Raw genomic sequence first — 23,091 nt, 5'->3', positions numbered from 1 at the left:
ATGATCGGGCACGGTGCGGCGGGATCGGACCGGGTCAGCCGGCGGACGTTGCGGCGGCGACCCGGTCGCGCGCCTCCTCCCACGGCAGCGGGTCGGCGACCACGCCGCGCAGCGCCCGGAGCTGGCGGGGCGGGAGCCCGGTCGCCAGCACGCCGACACCGCGCCCGTCGCGGCCGTAGAGGGCGACGGCACGGCGCGCCGCCCGGTCCAGCACGGTGGTCTCGACCCGGTCGGCGCCGCCGGTCAGCCCGTACGCCTGGATCTTGAGGGCGTACTGGTCGGACCAGAAGTACGGCACGGGCGCGAAGGGGCGGCGTTCCCGGTCGGTGGCGCCGTCGGTGGGTGCGGGGGTGGTGGCGGCCAGTTCGGCGAGCAGGTTGCGGGCGGCGGCCATGCCCTGTTCGGTGGCGTTCATCCGGTGCTCGAAGCGCACCGGCCGGCCGTGGACCGGGTGGTCCCAGCGGGCCACGTCGCCGGCGGCGTAGATGCCGGGGGCGGCCGCGCAGTACGCATCACAGCGGAGACCGTCGGTGGTGTCCAGCGCGGGGTCGCCCAGCCAGCCGACAGCGGGGGTGGAGCCGATGGCGAGGAGCACGGTGTCGGCGGGCAGCACGGTGCCGTCGGCCAGCCGCACGCCGGTGACCGCGTCCGCGGCGCTCTCGAAGCCGTCGACCGCGCCGGTGCGCAGGGTGACGCCGTGTGCCCGGTGCTCCTCGGCCAGCAGCGCGCCGATCTCGTCGCCGACGGCGGCGGCCATCGGTATCGGGCCGACGCCGACGAGCGTGACGTCATGCCCCAACTCCCGTGCCACCGCGGCGGCTTCGCAGCCCAGGACGCCGTTGCCGACGACCACCAGCCGGCGGCCGGGGTCGCCCAACCGGCCGCGCAGGGCGAGTGCGTCGTCGAGGGTGCGCAGGGTGTGCACCCCGACGATCCGGTCGGCGCCGGCCAGCGTGCGGGCCACGACACCGGTGGCGACGATCACTCCGGCGCAGTCGAGGCGTTCGCCTCCGTCGAGAGTGAGGCTGCGCTCGGCCACGTCGAGTCCGGTCGCGCGGGTGCCGAGCCGCAGGTCGAGGTCGAGCGGTGCGAGCTGCTCCGCGGTGCGCAGCAGCAGCTTGGCGGGCTCCCAGGTGCCGTGCAGCAGCTGTTTGGACAGCGGCGGCCGGTCGTACGGCAGGTGGGGTTCGTCGCCGATGAGGGTGAGCGGGCCGGTCCAGCCGGAGCGGCGGAGCGTCTCGGCCGCGGCGAGCCCGGCCGCCGAGGCGCCGACGACGGCGATCGGCCGGGCGGTCATGCGTGCACCTCGATCACGGCGGCCGGGCATATCGCGGCGGCCTCGCGGACCGCGTGGTGCTGCTCGGCGGGTGGTTCGGCGTCGAGGAGGACGACGACGCCGTCCTCGTCGCGCTGGTCGAAGACCTCGGGGGCGATCAGCACGCACTGGCCGGCGGCGCAGCACTTGTCGGCGTCGAGGGTGATCTTCATGGCGGGGCTCCGTGGGGGTCGGTGTGCGGGGTTGACGGTGCGGCCGGTCACCAGGTGACGGGCAGGGTGTGACAGCCGTAGATCGACATGTCGGTGCGGAACGGTATCTCCTCGATCGGCACCGCGGGCCGCATCGTGGGAAAGCGGCGCAGCAACGTCGCGAGGACGACCTGGAGTTCGACACGGGCCAGCGCCTGGCCGAGGCACTGGTGGATGCCGTAGCCGAAGGCGATGTGGTGCTGGGCGTTGGGTCGTTGGACGTCGAGCCGGTCGGCGTCGGCGAAGACGCTCTCGTCGCGGTTCCCGGACGGTACGGCCGCCACGACGCCCTCGCCGGCACGGATGAGGTGCCCGTCGATCTCGATGTCGGCGGTGGCGACCCGGCGCGGCCCGTTGCGGATGATGCTGTGGAAGCGGAGCAACTCCTCGACGGCGCCGCGGATCAGACCGGGGTCCTGGCGCAGCCGTTCGGCGGTCTCGGTGTCGCGCATCAGGGTCAGCGCGCTCAGGCCGATCATGTTGGCGGTGGTCTCGTGCCCGGCGATCAGCAGCAGGGCCGCGAAGGCGGCCACCTCGTCGTGGGTGATCTCACCGGTCCGCTGCTGTTCGACGATGAGCCGGCCCAGGATGTCGTCGCCCGGGTCGGCCTCCTTGGCGGTGACCAACTCGTCGAGGTAGTCGCGGAGTTCGACCCGGGCGGCCTCGCGCTCGGCGTCGGGGACGGTGCGGGAGAGCAGGGTCCCGGTGAGCCGCTGGAAGAGGGTGTGGTCGTCGTACGGGACGCCCAACAGCAGGCTGATGACCAGCGAGGGGACCGGCAGCGCCAGCGCCTCGACGAGGTCCACCCCGCCCCGTTCGCGCCCCTCGGCGCGCTCCATCGCGTCACAGAGTTCGTCGGTGAGGCGCTGGATCTCGGGGCGCAGCGCCTCGACCCGCTTGACCATGAACTCCCGGGTGACCATCCGGCGCAGCCGGGTGTGCTCGGGCGGGTCCATCCGGATGAAGCCGCGGTTCTGGGTGCTGGGGCCGCCGGTCATACCGCTGAGCGGGTAGCCGTGGACGGTGGTGTCGGAGCTGAAGCGGGTGTCGCCGAGGATCGCCCGGATGTCGGCGTAGCGGGTGACCAGCCAGGCCCAACTGCCGTCCGGGAGGGAGACCTTGGAGATCGGCCGCTCGGCGCGCAGGGCGGTGAACTCGATGGGAGGCTCGAAGGGGCAGTCGCTCGGGGGCGCTACGGGGAGCGGCGCGGGGGCGGTGGGAAGTGTCATCTCGCTCATCTCACTCGACGGGCCGTGCGTGCACGCCGGCGGAGGGCGTGCACGCGGAGTGGAACGTTCGCCTAACACCCGTAAACTTACATGTGTAATACGCAGCTATTTATGTCGGGGGGGGTGGGAAGGGTGGGGAATCGGCCGCGCCCGCTGCGCGGTTCAGCGCTCCAGCAGCAGCTGGAGGACCTCGTCCACGAACCGGTCCAGCCGTCGGGTGTCCTTGCGGCTCGGCATGACCTGCCAGAGCATGACCCGGCCGTGCACCGCCGACCACAGCACATAGGGCGCCTCGGACCGCGAGCCGCGCACCCGCCAGCCGGCGTCCTCGCACGCCGTCAGCGCCCGCTGCCAGCTGCGCACCAACAGCCCGGCCGGGTGCCCGGCGAGCCGCTCGGGGCCGACCGGCGTCTGCCGGGTCTCGTACAGGAGCCGGTAGGTGGCGGGGTGCTCGACGGCGTAGCGGCAGTACGCACGCAACTGGGCGCGCAGCCGGGCCACCGGGTCGTCGGGGGCGGCCTTGGCCTCGGCTCCGGTCATCGCCGCCGCCAGCCGCTCGTAACTGACTTCCAGGGTCGCCCAGACCAGCTCGGTCTTGTCCGAGAAGTGACGGTAGATGCTCGGCGCGGCAACGCCCGCCGCGCGGGCCACCGCCCGCAGCGACAGTGCGTCCTCGCTGCCGACCTCCTCCAGCAGACGCTCGGTGGCCCGCAGCAGTTCCTCCCGCAGACGCTCGCCCTGCCCGCGCGGGTTCCGGGCCCGGACGGCCGCATGCTCGCTCACTGCCCTCCGACTCCCTTCCCTGGACCTGTGGCGTACCGCTCCAGCGTTTCACATCGGCCCGTGTGCGGCGGCGCCGAGGCCCGGGGAATCGCCGGAGCCCCAGCGAACCGTCGGCGCTGCCGTTATCCGCCCATCACCAATCCGGCCTTGTCCGCGCCCCTGCTCAGCACCATGCGCCGGATGCGGTGGCGAACGGGTGTGAGGTCCAGCCGTCCGGCCCTGATCGCCTTGTTCACATCGATCACGCGGCCCGCCTCGGCGTCCCACCACAGCGGGATGAATTCCGCCTTGGTGACCTTCCAGCGACCGCCGGGCGTGGCCGGGGGCGTGAAGGTGAAGCGAGCGGTGGTGCTCATCTTTCCGCGCTCGTCGTGTGTGCCGCCTCCGATGAGGTCGCCCAGTCCGTAGGCGACCCAGGTACCGCCACCGCGCGGATCGGCCGCCCTTCGTCGGCCGCCGGCCCGGGTACCGCGGCCCCCGGCGCCGTGGACCTTCTCGTACGGCTGCGGGGTGTGCGCATGGGTGCCGACGATCAGATCGACGTCGGGCCGGCCGCCGGTCGTGGCGGCGGTGAGCTTCCGGGCCAGCGCCAGCTGTCGCCGGTCGGGGGCGGTGCGGTACTCCGTGCCCCAGTGCGGGCTGACGACCACGATGTCGGCGCCGGCCCGGCGGGCCGCCCTGGCGTCCGCGAGGATGCGCTTCCCGTCGAGCAGTTCGACGCCCCACGGCGGGTCCGACGGGCGCCGCCCGCCCTCGATGCCGTAGGTGTAGGAGAGCTCGGCCACCCGGGCGCCGCCCGGAGCCCGCAGCAGCGCCGGGCGACGGCCCTCGGTGGCGTTCCGGGCCGAGCCGGTGTGGCGCAGCCCGACCGTGTCGAACGCGTTCAGCGTGCGGCGCACGCCCGGGACGCCGTGGTCCAGGGCGTGGTTGGAGGCGGTGGCGCAGGAGTCGTAGCCGGTGGCCTTCAGGGCGGTGGCGATCTGCGGCGGCGACTGGAGGACCGGGTATCCGGTGAAGGGGCCGGTCAGCGGGCCGAGCGGGGCGGCCAGATGACAGAGCGCCAGGTCGGCGGAGTCGATGAGGGGCCGGACGCCGCGGAGCATCGGCCGGAAGTCGTAGCCGCCGAGCGGTCCGTCGTCCCGCGCGGTGGCCAGCACCGCGGGGTGGGTCGGGATGGCGTCCCCGGAGGCGACGAGGGTGAAGGGCAGCCGACCGGTGGCCCTGGCGGCGGGGGCGCCCGCGTGCGCGCGGGGGGTGGTTGCCGGGGTCGGCCGCGGGGCCGGTCGCGGAACGGGGCGCGGGCCGCTGCACCCCACGGCCAGCGCGACGAGCAGGGCGGCCACGGCATACCGTCTGTACGCGCTCATGCCCCGACAGATACCAGCCGTTCACGGCCGGAAATGACGGTGCGCGCGGGTGTCTGCGGCTCTCCCCCATACGGAGCCGCCACGGAGGCCGCAGCCGTGGTTACGCTGCCCGGATGGCCCACACCACGCACCCCGACGACCGCTTCCCCGCCGGCCTGCCGGTCGTCGAGCAGATGGGACGGACCGCCTCCGGGCGGGCCTGGCTGGCGCGCCTGCCGGGGATGCTGCGGGAGATCGAGGAGCGCTGGGAGGTGCGGCTCGGTGCCCCGTTCCACGGGGGCAGCTGCTCCTGGGTGGCGCCGGCCGAACTGTCCGACGGCACGGCCGCCGTCCTCAAGGTGACCTGGCCGCACCGCGAGGCCGACGGCGAGGGCCCGGCACTGCGGGCCTGGGACGGCAACGGCGCGGTACGGCTGCTGGACGCGGACCGCGAGCGGGGCGCGCTGCTGATCGAACGGTGCCGGCCGGGCACCGCGCTCGGGGACGCTCGGCTGCCGCCCGCCGAGCGGCTCGCCCTCGCCGCGGGCCTGTTGCGGGAGTTGTGGGCCGCACCGGCCCCGGCGGCCGGGGAGTTGGAGCGGGTCGACGCGGTGTGCGCGCAGTGGGCGGACCTGGCGGCGGAGCGGATGGGGCGGCTGCGGCCCGGTTACGATCCGGGGCTGGTGGCGCTCGGCATCGAACTGCTGCGCACCCTGCCGGCGACGGCCGCGCGCGAGGTCGTGGTGCACGGCGACGTCAACCCGAGCAACGTCCTGGCGGCCGAGCGCCGCCCATGGCTGGTCATCGACGCCAAGCCGATGGTCGGCGACCCGGCGTACGACCCCTGGCCGCTGCTGCTCCAGCTCGACGACCCCTTCGCGCACCCCGAGCCCCGGCCGGTGCTCCGCGAGCGGTACGCACTGGTCGCCGAGGTGCTCGGCGAGGACCCCGCGCGGCTGCTCGCCTGGTCGGTGGCGCGCGGTGTGGAGAGCGCCCTGTGGAGCGCCGATCACGACGACATCGAGGGCGGCGCCGAGGAGTTGACGGAGCTTCAGGTGCTGGCGGAGCTGGCCGGACTGTAGATCTCGGAGGGGGCCGGTGGCGCGAACACCCCCTAGACTTGGTGCACATGAAGGACGAACACCTCACGGACCGCGATCCGCTCCATGTGACGGTGTGGGACGAGGCGACGCCCGGTGCGCCGCGGGCGGTGCTGGTGCACGGCACGATGAGCTGGGGCACCGCGTGCTTCGCGGGGCAGCGCCCGCTGTCCGAGCTGTTCCGGCTGGAACTCGTCGACCGACGGGGGTTCGGCGACAGCCCGGACACCCCGCGCAGCGACTACCGGACCGACGCCGAGGACGTCCTGCACCTGCTGGGCCGTGGTGCGCACCTGGTCGGCCATTCGTACGGTGCGGCGGCCGTGATGCTGGCCGCCTCGGCCCGCCCGGAGGCGGTGCAGTCGCTCACCCTCATCGAGCCGTCCGCGCTGCGCACCGCGGCCGCCGATCCCACCGTGGCGGCGGCGCTGGAGCGGATCCGGGCGGCGTTCGGCGCGGTCGCCGAGGAGCCGAGCCTTGAGGACTACCTGCGGCAGTCCACCGAGCCCTACGGCCTGCCGGTGCCCGAGCCGACCCCGCGGATGCTGCGGGCGGCGCGCTCGGCGATGCGGGAACGTCCGGTCTGGGATGCGGAGTTGCCCCTCGGACCGCTGGCCCGGGCCACCATGCCCAAGGCAGTGATCAACGGCACCTGGGAGACCGCGCACCCCGCCTACCGGGAGTTCACCGGCCGGGCGCTGGCGGCCTGCGGGGAGTACCTCGCCGAGGCGATCGGCGCCCGTCACATCCAGGTGGCCGGCACCGACCACGCCCCGCACCAGGACCGCCCGGACGAGGTGAACGCCGTCCTCACCCGGCTCTGGCAGAGCTGAGGCGGAGCCGACGCCGGCCGCGGCGGGCGGGCGGCGGACCCGTCACGCGACGTCGATGCCGTACTCCTGCACCAGCGCCTCCAGACCGCCGGGGTAGCCCTTCCCGCCGATCACGAAGTCCCAGTCGCCGCCGTCCCGTTGTCGGAACGAGCCGAGCACCAGGGCGGTCTCGCCGCGCCGCCCGTCCGAGACCTCCAGCTGCCCCTGCTCGGCCCCGGAGGCGTCGAGCAGCCGGATCCGGGCCTCGGTGAAGCCGGCGAGGTCGGCGTCCGGGTTGACCTGGGGGTCGACGGCGGCGACCAGGACCAGCCGGTCGGCGTCCGGCGGCAGCTCCTCGAACCGCACCTGCATCGCGGCCCGGTCGGGGGCGAAGCCGGGCAGCATCCGCACCGAGCCGTCCGGGGTGCGCGGGTTGTTGTAGAAGACGAAGTGGTCGTCGCTGAGCACGGTGCTGCCCTTGCACACCAGGGCACAGACGTCGAGGGCGACCTCGCCGGACCAGTTCATGCCGAGAACGTTGTGGTCCGGTGCCTCGTCGGCGGTGCGCGGGCCGGTCCGGTCGTCGGGGCCCAGCCGGCCGCGCAGCCCGTACCGGCCGAGCAGGTCGACGAGTTCGGGGCCGGCGATCAGGCTCAGCGGCTTGCCGTTGGCGAAGGTGTGGGCGCCGGGGCCGAAACGGGAGGTCGTCACCAGCACGCCCTTGTTGGCGCCCTCGGACTGGACGGTGCCGTAGAGGTCGCGGACGGCGGTGGGCGGGACGGTGTTGCGGTAGCGCTTGACCTGGACGACGATCTTGCCGCCGCGGATCGGGTCGGGGTCGAGGGCGTCCACGTCGACGCCGCCGTCACCGGACCGCTGGGTGGTCACGGCCTGCATGCCCATGGCGCGGAACAGCTCGGCGATCAGGTTCTCGAAGGCGATCGGGTCCATCGCGTACAGGTCCGGTTCACCGTCGGTGCCGTGGGTGACGACCGGGGTGCCGCCGCCGACCTCGCCCGGGAGCCGCCCGGGACGCACCGCGGTGCGCTGGTCGGGGCGTGCGGCGAGCTGCCCGCGCAGCGCGTCGGTCAGGCACTCCACCGCGCTGACCTGCTCCAGGTGCAGGGCGTCGAAGGCGGTGCGGGGGGCCATGACGGTGGCGAGGTACACCTGGGCGGGGCGGCCGGTGGCCGGGTCGACGTCGGCCACGAAGCCGTTGAGCGCCACCGCGTCCAGGATGCCGTAGGCGTCGGCGGCGAAGAGGTCGCGCAGCACCAGCAGCACGCTCTGGGCCAGCACGTCGCGGTAGAGCGCCCGGCGCTGGGCGACCGGCCGGGCCGTCTCCCGCTCCTGGTCGGCGGTGGGCATGTACCGCACCGCCTTGTTCTCCGGGACGACCTGGTAGCCGGGCAGTTCCCAGTCCAGCACGAGCTGACGGGACGTCGGGTCGTAGGCGGCGGCGACCTGGCGGGGGAAGCCCTCCGGCCAGGCGGTGGAGGAGTACAGCGCGGCGGAGAAGTACTCGACGGCCGCCTCCGCGTCACCGCCGCGGAGGGCGGCGAGCAGCTCCTCGATGCCGGCGTTGTGCTGCCGGATCTCGGCCAGCGCGCCCGCGGCCCACTGGTCGTACTGCTGTCGGTACGCGGCGAGTTGGGCCTGGCGGCGGCTCTCGGCCGCCTGCGCGGCGTACCAGTCCTGCTCGTAGCGGGCGCGGGCCTCCCCCTGGGCGCGGTCGCGGCGCGCGGCGCCCACGTGCCAGCCACCGGTCGGCACCTGGTAGCGGGCCGGGTCGGGCATCGGCACGGGGGTGGCCAGGGCGCCGGGGGCGAACTCCTCGACGCGTTCGGGGCGCAGCAGCGCGGCGGCGGTGAAGGCGGGCGCCCGGCAGCCCTCGGCGAGCAGGCCGGTCAGCGCGGAGACCCGGGCGTCGAGCTCCTCGGTGCGCCGGCGGGCGTCGGCCTCGCGCTGCCGCCGGTAGGCCACCTGCCGTTCGCGGTGCATCCGCGCCATGGCGCGCTCGGCGTCCCGTGCCTGCCGTTCCTGGTCGCGCTGGTGCTGCATCTGCGCACGGCGCTGGGCTTCCTCCCGGCGTTGCTGCTGACGCTGCGCCTCGGCCCAGACGGCCACTAATCCATGGGAACGGCGGCTCATGTCGATCTGTGTCCTCCCCCCGGGGCGACGCCCCCGGCACCCTGTGGAAGCGGCGTCACCTGCGCTGTTCCCCCGACTCTAGCGGGGGCGGGGGGCCGGACCGGTGGCGGGACGGGAAGATGTCCGGACGGGTGACGGCGAGTGCACCGATCCGGCCGGACACGCGGCCGGGCAGGTGCGGGCCCTAGGCGCGCGCCGTCCTTTGCTAAGCGGCCGTGGCGGTGGCGTCGTAGTCCGGTGCGACGCCGGGGACCAGGATCAGGTCGCCCGGGATGTGCCGGGTGCGCAGCGGGAGGATCTCCTGGTAGGCGGGCGAGGCGTACCAGGCCCGGGCCCGGTCCATGTCGGGGAACTCGATGACCACGACGAAGCCGGGCCACTCGCCCTCCACCACCTCGACCTGGGCGTTGTGCACGCGGAACCGTCCGCCGTAGGGGTCCATGGTCGCCTGGATCCGCTCGATGTAGGTGGCGATGTCCGGGTGCGGGGCGGTGGGGCGGAGGTGGGCGATGGCGAATGCGGTCATGGGAAGGCCTCTCTCGGTGTGGCGGCGGGCTGCGTCGACCGCCACGTTTCCAGCCGGCGCCGCCGGGGTCGATTACCTCACAGGTCATCGTTCGTGCCGCTGCCTCAGCGGGCATCGTTCGTACCGCCGCCTCAGCGGGCATCGTTCGTACCGCCGCCGAACACCGTCCCCTCCGGGAAGGGATCCGTCATGGACGACCTGCTGCACTTCCGGGCCGCCGGCACCAGCCTGCTGCTGGATCTGTCCGGTACCGGGCTGCCGCGCATCGTGCACTGGGGCGCCGACCTCGGCGAGCCGGCGCCCCACCGGCTCGCCGCGCTGCGCACCGCCGATGTCGCACAGACCGTCTCCAATGCGCCGGACGAGCCGGTCCCGGTGAGCGTGCTGCCGCAGCAGTCCGCCGGCTGGCTCGGCACCCCCGGGCTGAGCGGCCACCGTGCGGGGTCGGCCGCCGCACCCGCGTTCGCGGTCGGCGCCCGCGCCGTGGGCGAGGGGGGCCGCCGGCTGACCGTCGAGGCGACGGACGTGGCCGGCGGTCTGGCGCTCGTCCTGGAGATCGAGTTGACCGATGCCGGGCTGGTGCGGCTGCGGGCCGCGGTCACCAACACCGGTGACGATCCCTACCAGTTGACCGAGCTGAACCTCGCCCTACCGGTCCCCGCCCGAGCCACCGAGATCCTCGATCTGACAGGACGCCATCTCCGCGAGCGCGCCCCGCAGCGGCACGCGTTCACGCTCGGCACCCATCTGCGGGAGAGCCGGCGCGGGCGCACCGGCAGCGACGCCACCCTGCTGCACCTCGTGGGCGAGACCGGGTTCGGCTTCCGCTCCGGTGAGGTGTGGGGGCTGCACGTGGCCTGGAGCGGCAACCACCGTTCGCTCGCCGAGCGGACCCCGGCCGGGCACGCGGTACTGGCCGGCGGCGAGCTGCTGTTGCCCGGCGAGCTCCGACTCGCCCCCGGCGGGACGTACCGCTCCCCCTGGGTCTACGGCGCGTACGGGCGGCACGGGCTGGACGAACTCGCCGGCCGCTGCCACCGGCAGCTGCGCGCCCGCGGCAGGCACCCGGCCACCGCCCGCCCGGTCACCCTCAACACCTGGGAGGCGGTCTACTTCGCACAGGACCTGACCACCTTGCAACGGCTGGCGCGGGCGGCCGCCGAGGTGGGGGCGGAGCGGTTCGTCCTGGACGACGGGTGGTTCCGCGGGCGGCGGGACGATCGCGCCGGGCTCGGCGACTGGTACGTGGACGAGGGCGTCTGGCCCGACGGGCTGCATCCGCTGGTCGACACCGTGCGGGGGCTGGGCCTGGAGTTCGGGCTGTGGGTCGAGCCGGAGATGATCAATCCGGACTCCGGGCCGGCCCGTGCGCACCCCGACTGGATCCTGGCCGCGGCCCCGCCCCGGACCCCGCCGGCCTCCCGTCACCAGCAGGTCCTCGACCTGACCCGCCCGGAGGCCTACGGGTATGTGTGCGGCCGGCTGGACGCCCTGGTGCGCGAGTACCGCATCGACTACCTCAAGTGGGACCACAACCGGGATCTGGTGGATGCCGCCGCGCACCACCAGACGGCAGCCGTCTACCGGCTGATGGACGAGTTGCGCGCGCGGCACCCGCACCTGGAGATCGAGTCCTGCGCGTCCGGCGGCGCCCGGGTGGACCTGGGCGTATTGGAGCGCACCGACCGGGTGTGGACCAGCGACTGCATCGACGCGCTGGAGCGGCAGCGGATCCAGCGCTGGACCGGGTTGCTGCTGCCGCCCGAACTGCTCGGCGCGCACGTGGGGGCTCCGGTGGCGCACACGACGGGGCGCAGCCATCCGCTGGACTTCCGGGCTGGGACGGCGCTCTTCGGCCACTTCGGGATCGAGTGGGACCTGACCGCGGCGAGCCCGGCGGAGCGTGCCCGGCTGGCGGAGTGGGTGACGCGGTACAAGGCGCTGCGGCCGCTGCTGCACTCCGGCACGGTGGTGCACGGCGATCACCCCGATCCGGCGCTGTGGGTGCACGGTGTGGTCGCCCCCGACCGCGGTCGGGCGGTGTTCGCGCTGGTGCAGATGGCGACGAGCGTGCAGTCGCCGGCCGGGCGGGTGCGGCTGCCGGGCCTCGATCCGGACGCGGAGTACCACCTGTCGCCGCTGCCGCCGGGCGACCGCCCGGAGGGCCCGTTCACCTCGGTGCTGCCCTGGTGGGAGCGGGGCGTGACGCTGCCGGGCCGGCTGCTGGCCGAGGTCGGGGTGCAGGCGCCGACGCTGTTCCCGGAGCGGCTGGTGCTGCTGGAGGCCGTACGGCAGGGAGACCCACGGCAGGGAGACCCACGGCAGGCAGAAGCACCACGGACAGAGGCGCGGCAGGCAGAAGCACGACGGACAGAGGTGCGACGGACGGAGGCACGGCGGGCGGAGGCACGGCGGGGTCGCAACGGCGACTGAACGCTCGGCCTGGAACCGCGCCTGCTTGACGGGCCGTCAACCGAATCAGTCGGCCCCGAGCGCCACCAGTTCCGTACCGGCGAGCAGGAACGCCCCCACTCCGAAGTCGGCGGTGGAGTCATGGGTGACCGGCTGGCCGGACTCCGGCCGGTCGCCGGCGTTCTGGACGTAGCCGAGGAAGCCGTCGGGGTGCACGGCGGTGCCGACCATCGCGTTCCAGGCGCGGGCGGCGACCGGCCGATAGGCACCGCGCGGGACCAGCCCGGTGCGCACCGCGTACGCGGTGGCGTAGACGAAGAAGGCGGTGCCGCTGGTCTCGGGGCCGGGGAGGTGGGCAGGGTCGGCGAGGTTCACGTTCCAGAACCCGTCGGTGCGCTGGACGGCGCGCAGCGCGGCCAACTCCTCGACGAGGGCGGCCCGGTAGCCGCGGACCGGGGTGAAGGTGTCGGGGAGGACGGCGAGCACCTTGGCGTGGGCGGCGGCGACCCAGCCGTTGCCGCGCGACCACAGGACGGGCCTGCCGTTCGGCGAGGAGATGCCGCCGGGCAGGAACCGCTTGTCGCGGTACCACAGGCCGCTTTCCCGGTCGTACAGACCCCGGCCGCCCTCGGCGCTCCTGGTGTGGGTGTGCAGCGCGTGCAGCGCGTCCCAGTACGCGCGGTCGTCGCGCAACGCGCCCAGCCGCGCGAACGGCGGCATCGCCATGTGCAGCGCATCGGCCCACCACCAGTCGTCGTGCTTCTGGGCCGAGGAGTCCACCATCCGCCGCAGCGACTCCTCGATGGCGGCGATCTTGGCCTGGTCGGGCGAGGCGTCCAGGGCGTAGAGGTCGAGGTAGGTCTGGCCGGCGCAGTGGTCGTCGGCGTGCCGGGTGGTGACGCCGTTGTGCAGCCCGTATGCATGGCGCTCCGCCCAGGTGCGGGCGTAGGCGAGGTAGCGGGGTTCGCGGGTGAGGCGGTGCAGTGCCATCAGCCCGCTGAAGAAGGTGGCGCGGGCCCACTGGTTGTCACCGGGGTCCGGGTGGGCGCCGATCCAGTGGTCGGCGACCCTGCGCAGCACGGTGACGATCTCGGCGCGGGCCGGTAGCCGTTCGGGCGGTCGGCGGCCCGGCACGGCGACGGCGGGGCGGACGGACAGTGTGGTGCCGGCCGCCAACGCGGCGCCGGTGGCGAGGAACTGCCGACGTTCCATGAACGGCCCCTTCCGGGACGGAAGTTCAGACATGCGAGAACCACGACTGTTCATGAATGGGAACAGCATTCCCACATGTGATGAATGGCGAGGGACATCGTGGCAGCAGACGTCCGTTTGTGGAAGGGGCCGCGGCCTCACTCGCCGGGCGCGGCCCGCACCGCCGTTCATGACGGATTCCGACGGGAACTCGCCCCGATCCGCGCGGAGCTGGCCGCATCGGGGCCCGACTGCCGGACCCTCCCCGCTGAACGGGGGCGGCGGCGAGAGGTCGCCCGGGGGCTCAGATCGTGCGCTGGTGCCCCGCCCAGTACGGGTCCCGCAGGAGCCGCTTGAAGAGCTTGCCCGACTCGTCCCGCGGCAGCCGCTCCTCGAAGACCACGGCCCGCGGCACCTTGTACCCGGCGAGCCGCTCGGCGACATGGGCGCGTACCGCCGCGGCGCCGAGCCGCACGCCCGGCTCGGTCTCCAGATGGGCGGCGAGCACCTCGCCGAACTCCTCGTCCGGGATGCCGAACACCGCCGCGTCCCGCACTCCTTCGAGGGCGAGCAGACAGCCCTCGATCTCCGCGGGGTAGATGTTGACGCCGCCGGAGATGACCATGTCGTTGCGGCGGTCGCTGAGGTACAGGTAGCCGTCCGCGTCGAGATGGCCGACGTCCCCGATCGTGACGTACCCGGGCAGGCCCGGCGCCTCCATGGCGGCGCGCCTGTCCGGGTCGCCGAGGTAGGTGAAATCGGGCCAGTTGTCGGCGGGTTTGAGGTAGACGTCGCCGGTGGCGCCGGCCGGCAGCCGCTCCCCGTCGGGGCCGATGACCGCGACCCCGCCGGTCCCGGTGGCCCGTCCGACGGTGCCGGGGTGGGCCAGCCACTCGTCGCTGTCACACCAGGTCACGGCGCCGGTCTCGCTGCCGCCGTAGTACTCCCGCAGGACCGGTCCCAGCCAGTCGATCATGGCGTGTTTGACGTGCGGCGGGCAGGGCGCCGCGGCGTGCACGACGGAGGTGAGCGACGAGAGGTCGTAGCGCTCCCGCACGTCCTTGGGCAGCCGCAGCAGCCGGACGAACATCGTGGGCACGACCTGCACCTGCTCGATACGGTGCCGTTCGATCAGCCGCAGGAACTCCTCGGCGTCGAAGCGCGGCATCAGCGTGATGTCCAGGCCGGCCGCGAGGGCGAGGATGGCGTGCTGGCTGGGGGACGCGTGGTAGAGCGGCGCCGGGATGAGCGTACGGCCACCGGGGGCGACCGCGAAGTACTCCAGGAACAGCCGCACCCCCTCGGCCAACCGGTCCGCGGAGACCGGCTCCCGCAGAACTCCCTTGGGGCGGCCGGTGGTTCCGGAGCTGTAGATGACCGTGGGCGGGCGCTCCCCGACCTCCGCGGCGAGCGGTCGGTGGGCGGCCAGCCAGTCGTCGAGCAGGGGGTGCGCTCCGGTGGGCGGCGGTGCCGGGAAGCCGCAGGCGGCCGCCACCCCCGGGGGCACCGCGGCCTCGACGATCCGTACGCCGTCGGGGAGTGCGGCGGCCACCTGGTCCAGCAGGTCGGTGTGCGCGAAGACGACCTTGCTGCCGCTGTCGGTGAGCACATGGCGGAGCTCGTCGCGCCGGAAGTGCCAGTTGACGGGGACGGCGGAGGCGCCGAGCAGGGCGGCACCGGCGGTGATCTCCAGGTGGGCGGGTTCGTTGCGCAGCACGACCGCGATCCGGTCGCCCGGCTCGACTCCGGCCGCGCGCAGGCCGGTTGCGATCCGCGCGGCGCGTTCGAGGAAGGTCGGGTAGTCGCGTTCCCGGCCCGCACAGCGGATGGCGGGGGTGCCGGCGACGGGCGGGACGACGGCTTCCATGGTGCCTCCAGTGAGTGCGACCGGGGCCGCTCATTGAACCGGCAATCCCGGGCCGTTGACCAGGGCGCACCGGGGCTGACGGGCGGCCCGGGGCGCCGACCGTACGGAATCGGCCACCCCCACCGACACCGTATGAGATCCGAGGTCTCCGCCCGATTCCTCTGACCAACTCCCCCAACACCGGCCCAATTCCTGCGAGTTAACCTCCTATGCTCCGATGTTTATTGCGCCCAGGGGCTTCCGGTCCCGGCAACCGGACTGCACCATGCGGGGTGGCACAGGAGGCACGCACACGACGGACCGAGTGACCGCCCGACATGAGGAGCGAGCGATGCACCGTCGCACGAGACCGTTCCGGATACCGGTGGTGTTGGGGGTGCTGGGCGCCCTGCTGCTGACGGTCGGCGGCCCGGCGTCCGCCGCGCGGCCCCCGTCCCACCGCGCCACGGGACCGGGCACCAACCACGCGACCGACGACCCGTTCACCGCGCCGCGCACCGCGTGGTGGCGGCAGGCCCGCTTCGGGATGTTCATCCACTTCGGCGCGTACTCGAACCTGGAGGGCGAGTACACCCGGCCGGACGGCACCGTCTGCCGCAATGCGGAGTGGATCGAGCGCGAGTGCCATATCCCCAGGGCCGAGTACGAGAAGCAGGCGGCCACCTTCAACCCGTCCGCCTTCGACGCCGAGGCGATCGTCCGGGCCGCCAAGGACGCCGGCCAGCGCTATATCGTCATCACCTCCAAACACCACGACGGCTATGCGATGTGGCCGACGAAGCAGAACACCTGGAACCTGCGCGACCATTCGGCCTTCGACCGGCACCGCGACATCCTCCGTGAGCTGAAACGGGCCGCCGACGCCGCCGGGATCAAACTCGGTTTCTACTACTCGATCTGGGACTGGCACGACCCCGACTTCGCCGACCCGGCGACCTTCCCGCGGTACAAGAAGCGGATGTACGGCCAACTCAAGGAGCTGATCGACGACTACGACCCGGCGCTCTTGTGGTTCGACGGCGAATGGGACACCGACAACCCCACCAACCGCTGGTCCCGCCGGGACGGCGCCGAACTCCAGGCGTATCTGCACGACCTGAAGCCTGGACTGATCGTCAACAATCGCGTCGGCAAACGCGGGGTGGTCGACGGTGACTTCGGTACGCCGGAGCAGGAGATCCCCGCCGAGCCGGTCGACGGGCAGCTGTGGGAGAGCTGTATGACGCTCAACGACCACTGGGGCTTCGCCGCGTACGACACCAACTGGAAGTCTCCGGCGACGGTCGTGCACAACCTGCTGGACGTGGCCGGCCGCGGTGGCAACTACCTGCTCAACGTCGGCCCCGACCGGCTGGGCCGCATCCCGCAGCCGTCCCTCGACCGGCTGCGGGAGACCGGCCGCTGGCTGGGGACGGCCGGCCAGGGCGGTGCGGTGTACGGCGCCGGGCACACCGGGCTGGTCGCCGAGCCCCCGTGGGGCGCGGTCTCCCGCCGGGGCAACGCGCTCTACGCCTCGGTCACGTCATGGCCGAAGGCCGGCCAACCCCTGCACCTCACCGCCCGGACCCCCTTCGAGATCACCTCGGCCCGGGTCCTGGGCAGCTCCCAACGGGTGGCGGTCGCCCGGTCCGGCGACGGCTTCGACCTCACCCCGTCCGGCCCGGCCACCGGCCCGATCGCCACCGTCCTCCGGCTCACGATCACGCCGCCGGCCGCAGCGCCGGCGGGTAACGGCACCGGGCTGACGGCGCAGAGCTGGGCGAACGACTCCTTCTCCGGCCCGCCCGCGGTGACGGGAGTGGATCCGACGGTGAACAAGTCCTACCGCTTCGACGGCTCGCCGGACCCGGCGATCCCCGCCGACCACTTCAGCACCCGCTGGACCGGCTCCCTCCAGCCGCGCTTCGACGAGACCTACACCCTCACCACGGTCTCCGACGACACCGTCCAGGTGTGGGTCGACGACAAGCCGGTCATCGACAGCACCACCCCGCACGAGCCGAAGGTCGACAAGGGGACCGTCGCGCTCAGGGCCGGCCACCGGCACCGCATCCGGATCGACTACACGGAGCGGACCGGCGAGGCCCATGTGAAGCTGCTGTGGTCCAGCCCCAGCCAGGCCCAGCAGATCGTGCCGCAGCGTCAGCTCTACGCCGACTGAGACCGCGACGGCCAGGGCGGCACCGATCGGCGGACGGGACGGCAGCTCCGCCCGCCGCCGACTGGACCGTTCGGGCCGTCGCGGCGGCGGCCGTCGGCGCCCGCTCCTATCCTCGGGGAGCATGAGCCACGACGAGATCCTGCGGACCCACGGTGAGGCACTGGCCCTGTTCGGGAGCCGGGTGCACGCGGTCCGCGACGACCAGTGGGACGGCCCGACGCCGTGTGCGGAGTGGTCGGTGCGGGACCTGGTGAACCACCTCACCGCCGAGCAGCTGTGGGTGCCGCGCCTGGTGCGGGACGGCGCCGCCATCACCGACGTCGGATCGGACTACGAGGGGGACGTGCTCGGGGACGACCCGGTCGAGACCTGGGACCGGGCGGCGGTGGCCGCCGTGGCGGCGTTCTCGGAGCGCGGCGCCCTCGGCCGCACGGTCCAGCTGTCGTACGGCTCCGCCCCGGCGGATGCGTACTGCACGCAGATGATGGCCGATGCGGTGGTGCACTCCTGGGATCTGTCCCGGGCGATCGGTGCCGAGGAGCGGCTGCCCGGCGATCTGGCGACGGCGGCGCTGCGCGAGGTGGAGCCCTACGCCCCGGGGCTCGCCGCGTCCGGACTGTTCGCGCCGGCGGTGGAGCCCCCGCCGGACGCCGACGACCTCGTCCGGCTGCTGTGCCTGCTCGGGCGTCGGCCCTGACCCTGGGCCGACGCCGTGGGTCGGGGCCGACGCCCGAGCGAGGAGGCGGTCAGTCGATGCCGCGGATGATGTAGGGCTCGGCGGGGTCGTCGTCGCAGCCGGCGAGCCGCACGGGCGCGCAGCGGTCCCAGACTTCGAGGTTGCGGACTTCCTTGATACGACCTGGTCGCTCGCCCTGCTTCGAGCGGGGCTGCTTGTGTTGAGCCTTGTGCAATGCCACCACGCACTCCTTCATCGAGGTATTGGTCCGACGCGGTGGCGCCTCTTTCACAAACCGGGAGGTCGGCCAAGGTTTGTGGCGTTCCCGCGACGGGCCAATGGTGTTGGCGTCTCCCAGAAAAGGTCGTCCGTCGTCCCTCAGGGTAACGACGCCGCACGCAGGGCGCTCGACGTTTTCCGGCGATATCGAAGGATCACCGGAAGGCGGGAATTCCCCGCCCCGGAAGTGACGGGAAATCCGGCATTAATTGTGACGCACCTCACTCACCCGAATGGCGGCCGGGTTGCTGCATTTGCCCCGATCCCTACGCTGGAGAGTGACCCCGCGGAGGGAGTGTTCCCGGCTCCGCGGCCGCAGTGCTACCCATGGGCGGGTGGCATGGTTCTCGGATTCCGGTTACTGGCTCGGGCGACTCGTCTTCCAGCGGCTGCTGGCCGTTCTCTACGTCGTCGCGTTCCTCACCGCGGTGCGGCAGTTCCGGGCCCTCATCGGCGCGCGCGGCATCCTGCCGGTGCCCGCCTTCGTGGCCCGGGTGCCGTTCCGCGCGGCACCGTCGATCTTCCACTGGCGCTACTCGGACCGCTTCTTCGCGCTCTGGTCGTGGTCCGGGGTGGCGCTGGCCGCCGCGGTGGCGGCGGGCGCCGCGGATGCCGTGCCGCTGTGGGCGTCGATGCTGCTGTGGGCCGTCCTGTGGGCGCAGTACCTGTCCATCGTGAACGTGGGGCAGACCTGGTACAGCTTCGGCTGGGAGTCGCTACTGCTGGAGGCCGGCTCGCTCGCGGTGTTCCTCGGCAACGCCGACACCGCTCCCCCGGTGACGATCATGTGGCTGTTGCGCTGGGTGCTGTTCCGGGTGGAGTTCGGGGCCGGGCTGATCAAGATGCGCGGCGACCACTGCTGGCGGAACCTGACCTGCCTCTACTACCACCACGAGACCCAGCCGATGCCGGGACCGCTGAGCTGGTTCTTCCACCATCTGCCCCGGCCGCTGCACCGGGTCGAGGTGGCCGCCAACCACGTCGCCCAACTCGGTCTCCCGGTGCTGCTGTTCACGCCCCAACCGATCGCCGGCTGGGCCGCGTTCGCCATGGTCGTCACGCAGTTGTGGCTGGTGCTGTCCGGCAACTTCGCCTGGCTGAACTGGGTGACCATCGCGCTGGCCCTGTCGGCCGCCGCACCGCTGTGGGCCCAGCCGTCCGGGGCGCTCCCCGCGCCGCCGGTGTGGTTCGAGGCCCTGGCCCTGGCGGCCACCGCCGGCGTGGCGCTGCTCAGCTACCGGCCGGCGCGCAATCTGCTGACCCGGCAGCAGATGATGAACACCTCCTACGAGTCACTGCACCTGGTGAACTCCTACGGCGCGTTCGGCACGATCACGCGGGTGCGCCGGGAGATCGTGGTGGAGGGCACCGCGGACGCGGTCACCGGGCCCGACACGACCTGGGTCGCCTACGAATTCCACGGGAAGCCGGGCGATGTGCGGCGGCTGCCGCGGCAGTTCGCGCCGTACCATCTGCGACTGGACTGGCTGATGTGGTTCGCGGCGCTGTCGCCGGCCTATGCGCGGGCGTGGTTCGTACCGTTCGTGGCGCGGCTGCTGGAGAACGACCGGGACACCCTGCGGCTGCTGCGCAGCAATCCGTTCCCCGATCTGCCGCCGGCCCGGATCAGGGCCCGGGTGTTCCGCTACCGGTTCACGACCTGGCGGGAACTGCGGGAGACCGGAGCGTGGTGGCATCGGACCGAGGAGCGGGAGTTCCTGCCGCCGATCGGGCGGTCAGCTCTGCACGGAACGCGATGACCATATCCCGTGCATGACGGAGCCCAATTCGCTTGAAGTCCCGTTCCAGGGAGGCGAGTTCGGTCAACGTCTCGTCACGGTCGCGGCCGAGGCGGGAGCGCGACTTGGCCAGTCCCAGCCGGGAGAGCGCCTCCCCACGGGGCTCCTGCATCGCGCGGAACTCGCCGAGTGCCAGGTCGTAGGTGTCCCGGGCCGATGCGTAACGGGCCGCGCGATAGAGGACGTTGGCACGCATCTTGTGGTTGTAGGCCAGCGCCGAGGCCAGGTCCATCCGGCGGCAGATGGCCTCCGCCTCGGACAGCAGGGCCAGCGCCCGGTCGGTCTCGCCCTGCACCGAGAGGACGTCCGCCACCCCCCGCAGCGACCAGGCGCGACCACGGGAGTCATCGCCCTGCTCGGCTATGCGGGCGGACTCCTCGAACAGCTCCAGGGCCTTGGTGTAGTCGCCGGTGTTGCGATGCATCTGCGCGATGCCGGACATCGCCCAGACCGTGTGCCGGGCCTCGCCGTGCGCCCGGGCCTGGGCCAGCAGTTGCTCGTGGAGGTCGGCGACCGCGGCGTAGTCGCCCTGGATGCGCCCGGTCTCGGCGAGTCCGGCGAGCGAGTAGCCATGGGCCAGGCGGTCGCCGCCGTCGTCGGCCAGCGCCACCGCATGGGTGAGCAGCCGGCGGGCCAGCGGCAGGCTGCCGCACTGCCGGGCCAGGGTGCCGCCGCTCCACAGCGCCCAGGCCATGGCGCCCGCGTCACCGGCGGTGCGGGCGCTGCGGTAGCTCGACCGCCAGGCGGCGCCGGCCTCGGCGACCCGGCCGAGCCGCCGGTTGGCCTCGGCGACCGCGAGGCCGGCCCGCGCGCGGTCCAGCGCCGTGTCCGCCTCGGCGTATGCGCGACTGGCCGTTGCCAACACCTCCTCGTACGAGGAGTTCACGCCCAGTGCCGCGCCCAACTCGCCCTGGTACTCCGGGGCGAATGCCTTGCCGTACATCAATCCGTGGCCTCTCGATCATCTCTCCGTCGCCTTGATCAACAACCTACGAGCGGTGAGCGGGCCGGCGAATCCGTCCATGTATGTGTTGTTCCGTACGACTGGAGTGCTACGGATGGGGGTCCTGGTCATCATGCGGACGTAGGGGTTCCTCAGGGTCACACCGCTGGTCCGGTGCTCTCCCGGGCGTCCCGGGGCCTTCCGAAGGCGTTGCATCCTGTGCAATCGAGGTTGCACCTCTTGCCGACGTCGGTGGTGCGGGCCACTCTGCTGGCATGACAGCTGGACGCACCGGAACGGAGTCCACGACCGGGGTCGGCCGCCGCCGCTTCCTGCGGACCGTCGCCGCGGGACTCACCACGACGGCCGGGGTGGGGCTGCTGACCGCCGCGGACGCCGCGCCCGCGCGGGCCGGACGCGCCCCCGGCCGGCGCCCGCCCGGCGCCCGGCCGCTCTTCCTGGGCACGTACACCTCGAAGGAGGGCGGCGGGACCGGCATCGGCCTCGGCACGTACGACACCATGACCGGGCGGATCACCGCCACCGGCGTGGTCACCGGGGTGGCCGATCCCTCCTACCTCGCGCTCGCGCCCTCCGGACGCACGCTCTACGCGGTCGACGAGCAGGAACAGGGCGCGGTGACCGCGCTCGCACTGGCGCCGGGCGCGCCGCCCGCGGTGCTGGGCACCCGCTCCACCGGCGGCGCCGGCCCCTGTCACCTTTCGGTGCACCCCGGGGGGCGCTGGCTGCTGAGCGCCAACTACCTCTCCGGCAGCGTGGCGGTGCACCCGATCGACCGGGCCACCGGCGCCCTGGGCGAACGTACGGACCTGGTCACCCACTCCGCCCCGCCGCCCGGCCCCGGCCAGGACGGGCCGCACGCCCACCAGATCGTCACCAGCCCGGACGGCCGCCATGTGCTGGCCGTCGACCTCGGCAACGACACGGTCTACAGCTACCGACTGGACACCGCGGCCGGGCGGCTCACCCAGGTGTCGTACGCGACGCTGCGGCCCGGGGCCGGCCCGCGGCACCTGACCTTCCACCCCTCGGGCCGCCATGCGTACCTGGCCAACGAGGTCGACAACACGGTGGTGGTCTGCGGCTACGACCGGGCCGGCGGACGGCTGACGCCGGGCCGGCCGCAGTCCACCGGGACCGGTCCGGGGACCAGCTACCCGGCGCAGATCCTGGTCACCCGCAACGGCCGCTTCGCGTTCCTGGCCAATCGCGGGCACAACAGCCTCACCCGCTACGCCGTGGAGGGGGGCGGGGCCGGGCTGCGGCTGCTGGACACCGTGCCGGTGGGCGGGGACTTCCCCCGGCAGATCGCGTTCTCGCCCGATGAGCGCTGGTTGTTCGCCGCGAACCAGAAGTCCGGTTCGGTGTCGGTGTTCTCGGTGGACACCCGGACCGGGGCGCTCACCAACGCCACCGAGCCGTTCGCGACGCCGATGCCGGTCTGTGTGGTTGCGCGGTGAGCGAGTCGGACCGGGGCGTGCCGAGGGATCAGCCGGACAGGTACTGCCGTAGCAGTTCGCTCAGCTCGCGCTCGAACTCGTCGTAGCGGGCGCGGAGTTGGTCGCCCGGCCAGCCCTGGGGCAGCAGGGCGTCCGGCAGCAGCGGATCGGCGAGGAGATGGCGCAGGGCGGCGGCCGCGATCGTGAAGCGGTCGGCGAGGGTGCCGGCGCGGGACAGCGCGGCCATCAGGGCCCGGGCCCGCGCCGCCCAGCCGTCCAGGTCCCAGAGCCGGGCCGCGAGTCCGGCCGGGTCGTCGTCCGGGGTGCCGGTCAGCCAGGTGCACTGCTCGACGACGACCGGCGGGCGCGGCCGGTGGAGGTTGGCCGGCCGCAGCCAGCTGCCTTCGCGGAGTTCCGCCAGCCGCAGCTCCGCCATGGCCTGGCGCAGTGCGGTGCGCTCGGCGGCCGGTCGGCCTTCCGGGGTGGTGACGAGGGCGATCTCCCAGTCCCCGCGCCAGCGCCGGGTCCGGGGTGAGCGGCTCTCGTCCTGCCGGGCCTGACGGGCGAGCAGGCGGGCGGTGAGTGCGTAGGAGCCGTCCGCCTGCCGCAGGTCGCCGGCGGCCACCATGCGGGAGAGGGCGACGCGGACGGTGCCCTCGGCGATGCCGAAGAGCTCACCGACCCGCACCAGGGCGCGCACCGGCAGTTCCGGAGGGTGGTGGCCGAGGAGGGTGCTCAGCACGATGGAGCGCGCGGTGAGCGACCGCAGCGCGAGGTCGGCGGTGGCGCTGGAGTCGGCGTGGTGAGCGGCGTCGTTCATATGTGCTGG

General features: G+C 73.4%; 19 protein-coding genes. 7 read left to right on the top strand and 12 right to left on the bottom strand.

Going from position 1 to position 23,091, the window contains the following annotated elements:
• Positions 1-34: 34 nt before the first annotated feature.
• The 5 genes from AB0C96_RS26545 to AB0C96_RS26525 form a co-directional block, all read right to left on the bottom strand.
• Positions 35-1,297, bottom strand: coding sequence for an FAD-dependent oxidoreductase (locus tag AB0C96_RS26545; RefSeq protein WP_362920494.1), 1,263 nt, complete (start codon positions 1,295-1,297; stop codon positions 35-37).
• Positions 1,294-1,488, bottom strand: a complete 195-nt coding sequence (locus AB0C96_RS26540) for a ferredoxin (protein ID WP_362920492.1) — start codon at positions 1,486-1,488, stop codon at positions 1,294-1,296. The genes AB0C96_RS26545 and AB0C96_RS26540 overlap by 4 nt, the downstream gene beginning before the upstream one ends.
• A 47-nt stretch (positions 1,489-1,535) precedes the next feature.
• The gene (locus tag AB0C96_RS26535) at positions 1,536-2,756 is read right to left on the bottom strand and encodes a cytochrome P450 (RefSeq protein WP_362920490.1); all 1,221 of its coding nucleotides are present in this window, start codon (positions 2,754-2,756) and stop codon (positions 1,536-1,538) included.
• A gap of 162 nt (positions 2,757-2,918) precedes the next feature.
• Positions 2,919-3,539, bottom strand: coding sequence for a TetR-like C-terminal domain-containing protein (locus AB0C96_RS26530; protein WP_362920488.1), 621 nt, complete (start codon positions 3,537-3,539; stop codon positions 2,919-2,921).
• A gap of 122 nt (positions 3,540-3,661) precedes the next feature.
• Positions 3,662-4,906 (bottom strand): CapA family protein, encoded by a 1,245-nt coding sequence (locus tag AB0C96_RS26525; protein ID WP_362920487.1) that lies wholly within the window; start codon positions 4,904-4,906, stop codon positions 3,662-3,664.
• A 113-nt stretch (positions 4,907-5,019) separates the two neighbouring features.
• Between AB0C96_RS26525 and AB0C96_RS26520 the strand changes: the two genes are divergently transcribed.
• Entirely contained in the window at positions 5,020-5,967 is a 948-nt protein-coding gene (locus AB0C96_RS26520) for an aminoglycoside phosphotransferase family protein (protein ID WP_362920485.1), read from the top strand.
• A 47-nt stretch (positions 5,968-6,014) separates the two neighbouring features.
• Entirely contained in the window at positions 6,015-6,818 is an 804-nt protein-coding gene (locus tag AB0C96_RS26515) for an alpha/beta hydrolase (RefSeq protein ID WP_362920483.1), read from the top strand.
• A 42-nt stretch (positions 6,819-6,860) separates the two neighbouring features.
• Here the strand turns inward: AB0C96_RS26515 and AB0C96_RS26510 are convergent, their stop codons facing one another.
• Both AB0C96_RS26510 and AB0C96_RS26505 read right to left on the bottom strand, forming a co-directional pair.
• Positions 6,861-8,948 (bottom strand): restriction endonuclease, encoded by a 2,088-nt coding sequence (locus AB0C96_RS26510; RefSeq protein ID WP_362920481.1) that lies wholly within the window; start codon positions 8,946-8,948, stop codon positions 6,861-6,863.
• Positions 8,949-9,153: 205 nt separating this feature from the next.
• Positions 9,154-9,474 (bottom strand): DUF1330 domain-containing protein, encoded by a 321-nt coding sequence (locus AB0C96_RS26505; protein WP_362920479.1) that lies wholly within the window; start codon positions 9,472-9,474, stop codon positions 9,154-9,156.
• 189 nt (positions 9,475-9,663) lie between these two features.
• On the opposite strand from AB0C96_RS26505, the gene AB0C96_RS26500 reads away from it, so the two are divergent.
• Positions 9,664-11,907, top strand: coding sequence for an alpha-galactosidase (locus AB0C96_RS26500; RefSeq protein WP_362920478.1), 2,244 nt, complete (start codon positions 9,664-9,666; stop codon positions 11,905-11,907).
• Between the two features lie 45 nt (positions 11,908-11,952).
• Here the strand turns inward: AB0C96_RS26500 and AB0C96_RS26495 are convergent, their stop codons facing one another.
• Together AB0C96_RS26495 and AB0C96_RS26490 are read right to left on the bottom strand one after the other, a co-directional pair.
• Positions 11,953-13,098, bottom strand: a complete 1,146-nt coding sequence (locus tag AB0C96_RS26495) for a glycoside hydrolase family 88 protein (protein WP_362920476.1) — start codon at positions 13,096-13,098, stop codon at positions 11,953-11,955.
• A 283-nt stretch (positions 13,099-13,381) separates the two neighbouring features.
• On the bottom strand, positions 13,382-14,944 hold the full coding sequence (locus AB0C96_RS26490) for an AMP-binding protein (protein WP_362920473.1): 1,563 nt from the start codon (positions 14,942-14,944) through the stop codon (positions 13,382-13,384).
• A gap of 331 nt (positions 14,945-15,275) precedes the next feature.
• Here AB0C96_RS26490 and AB0C96_RS26485 point away from each other — a divergent pair, with 331 nt between their 5' ends.
• Complete coding sequence (locus tag AB0C96_RS26485) at positions 15,276-17,105, top strand: alpha-L-fucosidase (protein ID WP_362920471.1); 1,830 nt, start codon at positions 15,276-15,278, stop codon at positions 17,103-17,105.
• Positions 17,106-17,226: 121 nt separating this feature from the next.
• Positions 17,227-17,802 carry a TIGR03086 family metal-binding protein gene (locus AB0C96_RS26480; RefSeq protein WP_362920469.1) on the top strand — a complete coding sequence of 192 codons (576 nt, stop codon included), beginning with the start codon at positions 17,227-17,229 and terminating at the stop codon, positions 17,800-17,802.
• A 49-nt stretch (positions 17,803-17,851) separates the two neighbouring features.
• Here the strand turns inward: AB0C96_RS26480 and AB0C96_RS26475 are convergent, their stop codons facing one another.
• Entirely contained in the window at positions 17,852-18,022 is a 171-nt protein-coding gene (locus AB0C96_RS26475) for a hypothetical protein (protein WP_362920518.1), read from the bottom strand.
• A 373-nt stretch (positions 18,023-18,395) separates the two neighbouring features.
• On the opposite strand from AB0C96_RS26475, the gene AB0C96_RS26470 reads away from it, so the two are divergent.
• On the top strand, positions 18,396-19,820 hold the full coding sequence (locus tag AB0C96_RS26470; protein ID WP_362920467.1) for a lipase maturation factor family protein: 1,425 nt from the start codon (positions 18,396-18,398) through the stop codon (positions 19,818-19,820).
• Here the strand turns inward: AB0C96_RS26470 and AB0C96_RS26465 are convergent.
• Entirely contained in the window at positions 19,714-20,802 is a 1,089-nt protein-coding gene (locus AB0C96_RS26465) for a tetratricopeptide repeat protein (protein ID WP_362920465.1), read from the bottom strand. The genes AB0C96_RS26470 and AB0C96_RS26465 overlap by 107 nt on opposite strands.
• A 275-nt stretch (positions 20,803-21,077) precedes the next feature.
• On the opposite strand from AB0C96_RS26465, the gene AB0C96_RS26460 reads away from it, so the two are divergent.
• A complete protein-coding gene (locus AB0C96_RS26460; protein ID WP_362920463.1) occupies positions 21,078-22,283 on the top strand; it encodes a lactonase family protein in 1,206 nt (401 codons plus the stop codon).
• Between the two features lie 28 nt (positions 22,284-22,311).
• Here AB0C96_RS26460 and AB0C96_RS26455 read toward each other — a convergent pair whose 3' ends face one another.
• On the bottom strand, positions 22,312-23,082 hold the full coding sequence (locus tag AB0C96_RS26455; RefSeq protein WP_362920461.1) for a PaaX family transcriptional regulator C-terminal domain-containing protein: 771 nt from the start codon (positions 23,080-23,082) through the stop codon (positions 22,312-22,314).
• Between the last annotated feature and the right edge of the window lie 9 nt (positions 23,083-23,091).

It is taken from the genome of Streptomyces sp. NPDC048506 (assembly GCF_040651315.1).
Lineage (GTDB): Bacteria > Actinomycetota > Actinomycetes > Streptomycetales > Streptomycetaceae > Streptomyces.
Note: the sequence above shows the minus strand (reverse complement) of the source record. Positions and strands in the feature narration are given on the sequence as shown.

Excerpts from the sequence above, each read along its gene's own strand:
- AB0C96_RS26455 (WP_362920461.1), bottom strand. The coding sequence starts at position 23,082 with ATGAACGACGCCGCTCACCACGCCGACTCCAGCGCCACCGCCGACCTC.
- AB0C96_RS26545 (WP_362920494.1), bottom strand. The coding sequence starts at position 1,297 with ATGACCGCCCGGCCGATCGCCGTCGTCGGCGCCTCGGCGGCCGGGCTC.
- AB0C96_RS26515 (WP_362920483.1), top strand. The coding sequence starts at position 6,015 with ATGAAGGACGAACACCTCACGGACCGCGATCCGCTCCATGTGACGGTG.
- AB0C96_RS26465 (WP_362920465.1), bottom strand. The coding sequence starts at position 20,802 with ATGTACGGCAAGGCATTCGCCCCGGAGTACCAGGGCGAGTTGGGCGCG.
- AB0C96_RS26500 (WP_362920478.1), top strand. The coding sequence starts at position 9,664 with ATGGACGACCTGCTGCACTTCCGGGCCGCCGGCACCAGCCTGCTGCTG.
- AB0C96_RS26485 (WP_362920471.1), top strand. The coding sequence starts at position 15,276 with ATGCACCGTCGCACGAGACCGTTCCGGATACCGGTGGTGTTGGGGGTG.
- AB0C96_RS26480 (WP_362920469.1), top strand. The coding sequence starts at position 17,227 with ATGAGCCACGACGAGATCCTGCGGACCCACGGTGAGGCACTGGCCCTG.
- AB0C96_RS26540 (WP_362920492.1), bottom strand. The coding sequence starts at position 1,488 with ATGAAGATCACCCTCGACGCCGACAAGTGCTGCGCCGCCGGCCAGTGC.
- AB0C96_RS26490 (WP_362920473.1), bottom strand. The coding sequence starts at position 14,944 with ATGGAAGCCGTCGTCCCGCCCGTCGCCGGCACCCCCGCCATCCGCTGT.
- AB0C96_RS26525 (WP_362920487.1), bottom strand. The coding sequence starts at position 4,906 with ATGAGCGCGTACAGACGGTATGCCGTGGCCGCCCTGCTCGTCGCGCTG.
- AB0C96_RS26535 (WP_362920490.1), bottom strand. The coding sequence starts at position 2,756 with ATGACACTTCCCACCGCCCCCGCGCCGCTCCCCGTAGCGCCCCCGAGC.
- AB0C96_RS26495 (WP_362920476.1), bottom strand. The coding sequence starts at position 13,098 with ATGGAACGTCGGCAGTTCCTCGCCACCGGCGCCGCGTTGGCGGCCGGC.
- AB0C96_RS26510 (WP_362920481.1), bottom strand. The coding sequence starts at position 8,948 with ATGAGCCGCCGTTCCCATGGATTAGTGGCCGTCTGGGCCGAGGCGCAG.
- AB0C96_RS26505 (WP_362920479.1), bottom strand. The coding sequence starts at position 9,474 with ATGACCGCATTCGCCATCGCCCACCTCCGCCCCACCGCCCCGCACCCG.
- AB0C96_RS26520 (WP_362920485.1), top strand. The coding sequence starts at position 5,020 with ATGGCCCACACCACGCACCCCGACGACCGCTTCCCCGCCGGCCTGCCG.
- AB0C96_RS26460 (WP_362920463.1), top strand. The coding sequence starts at position 21,078 with ATGACAGCTGGACGCACCGGAACGGAGTCCACGACCGGGGTCGGCCGC.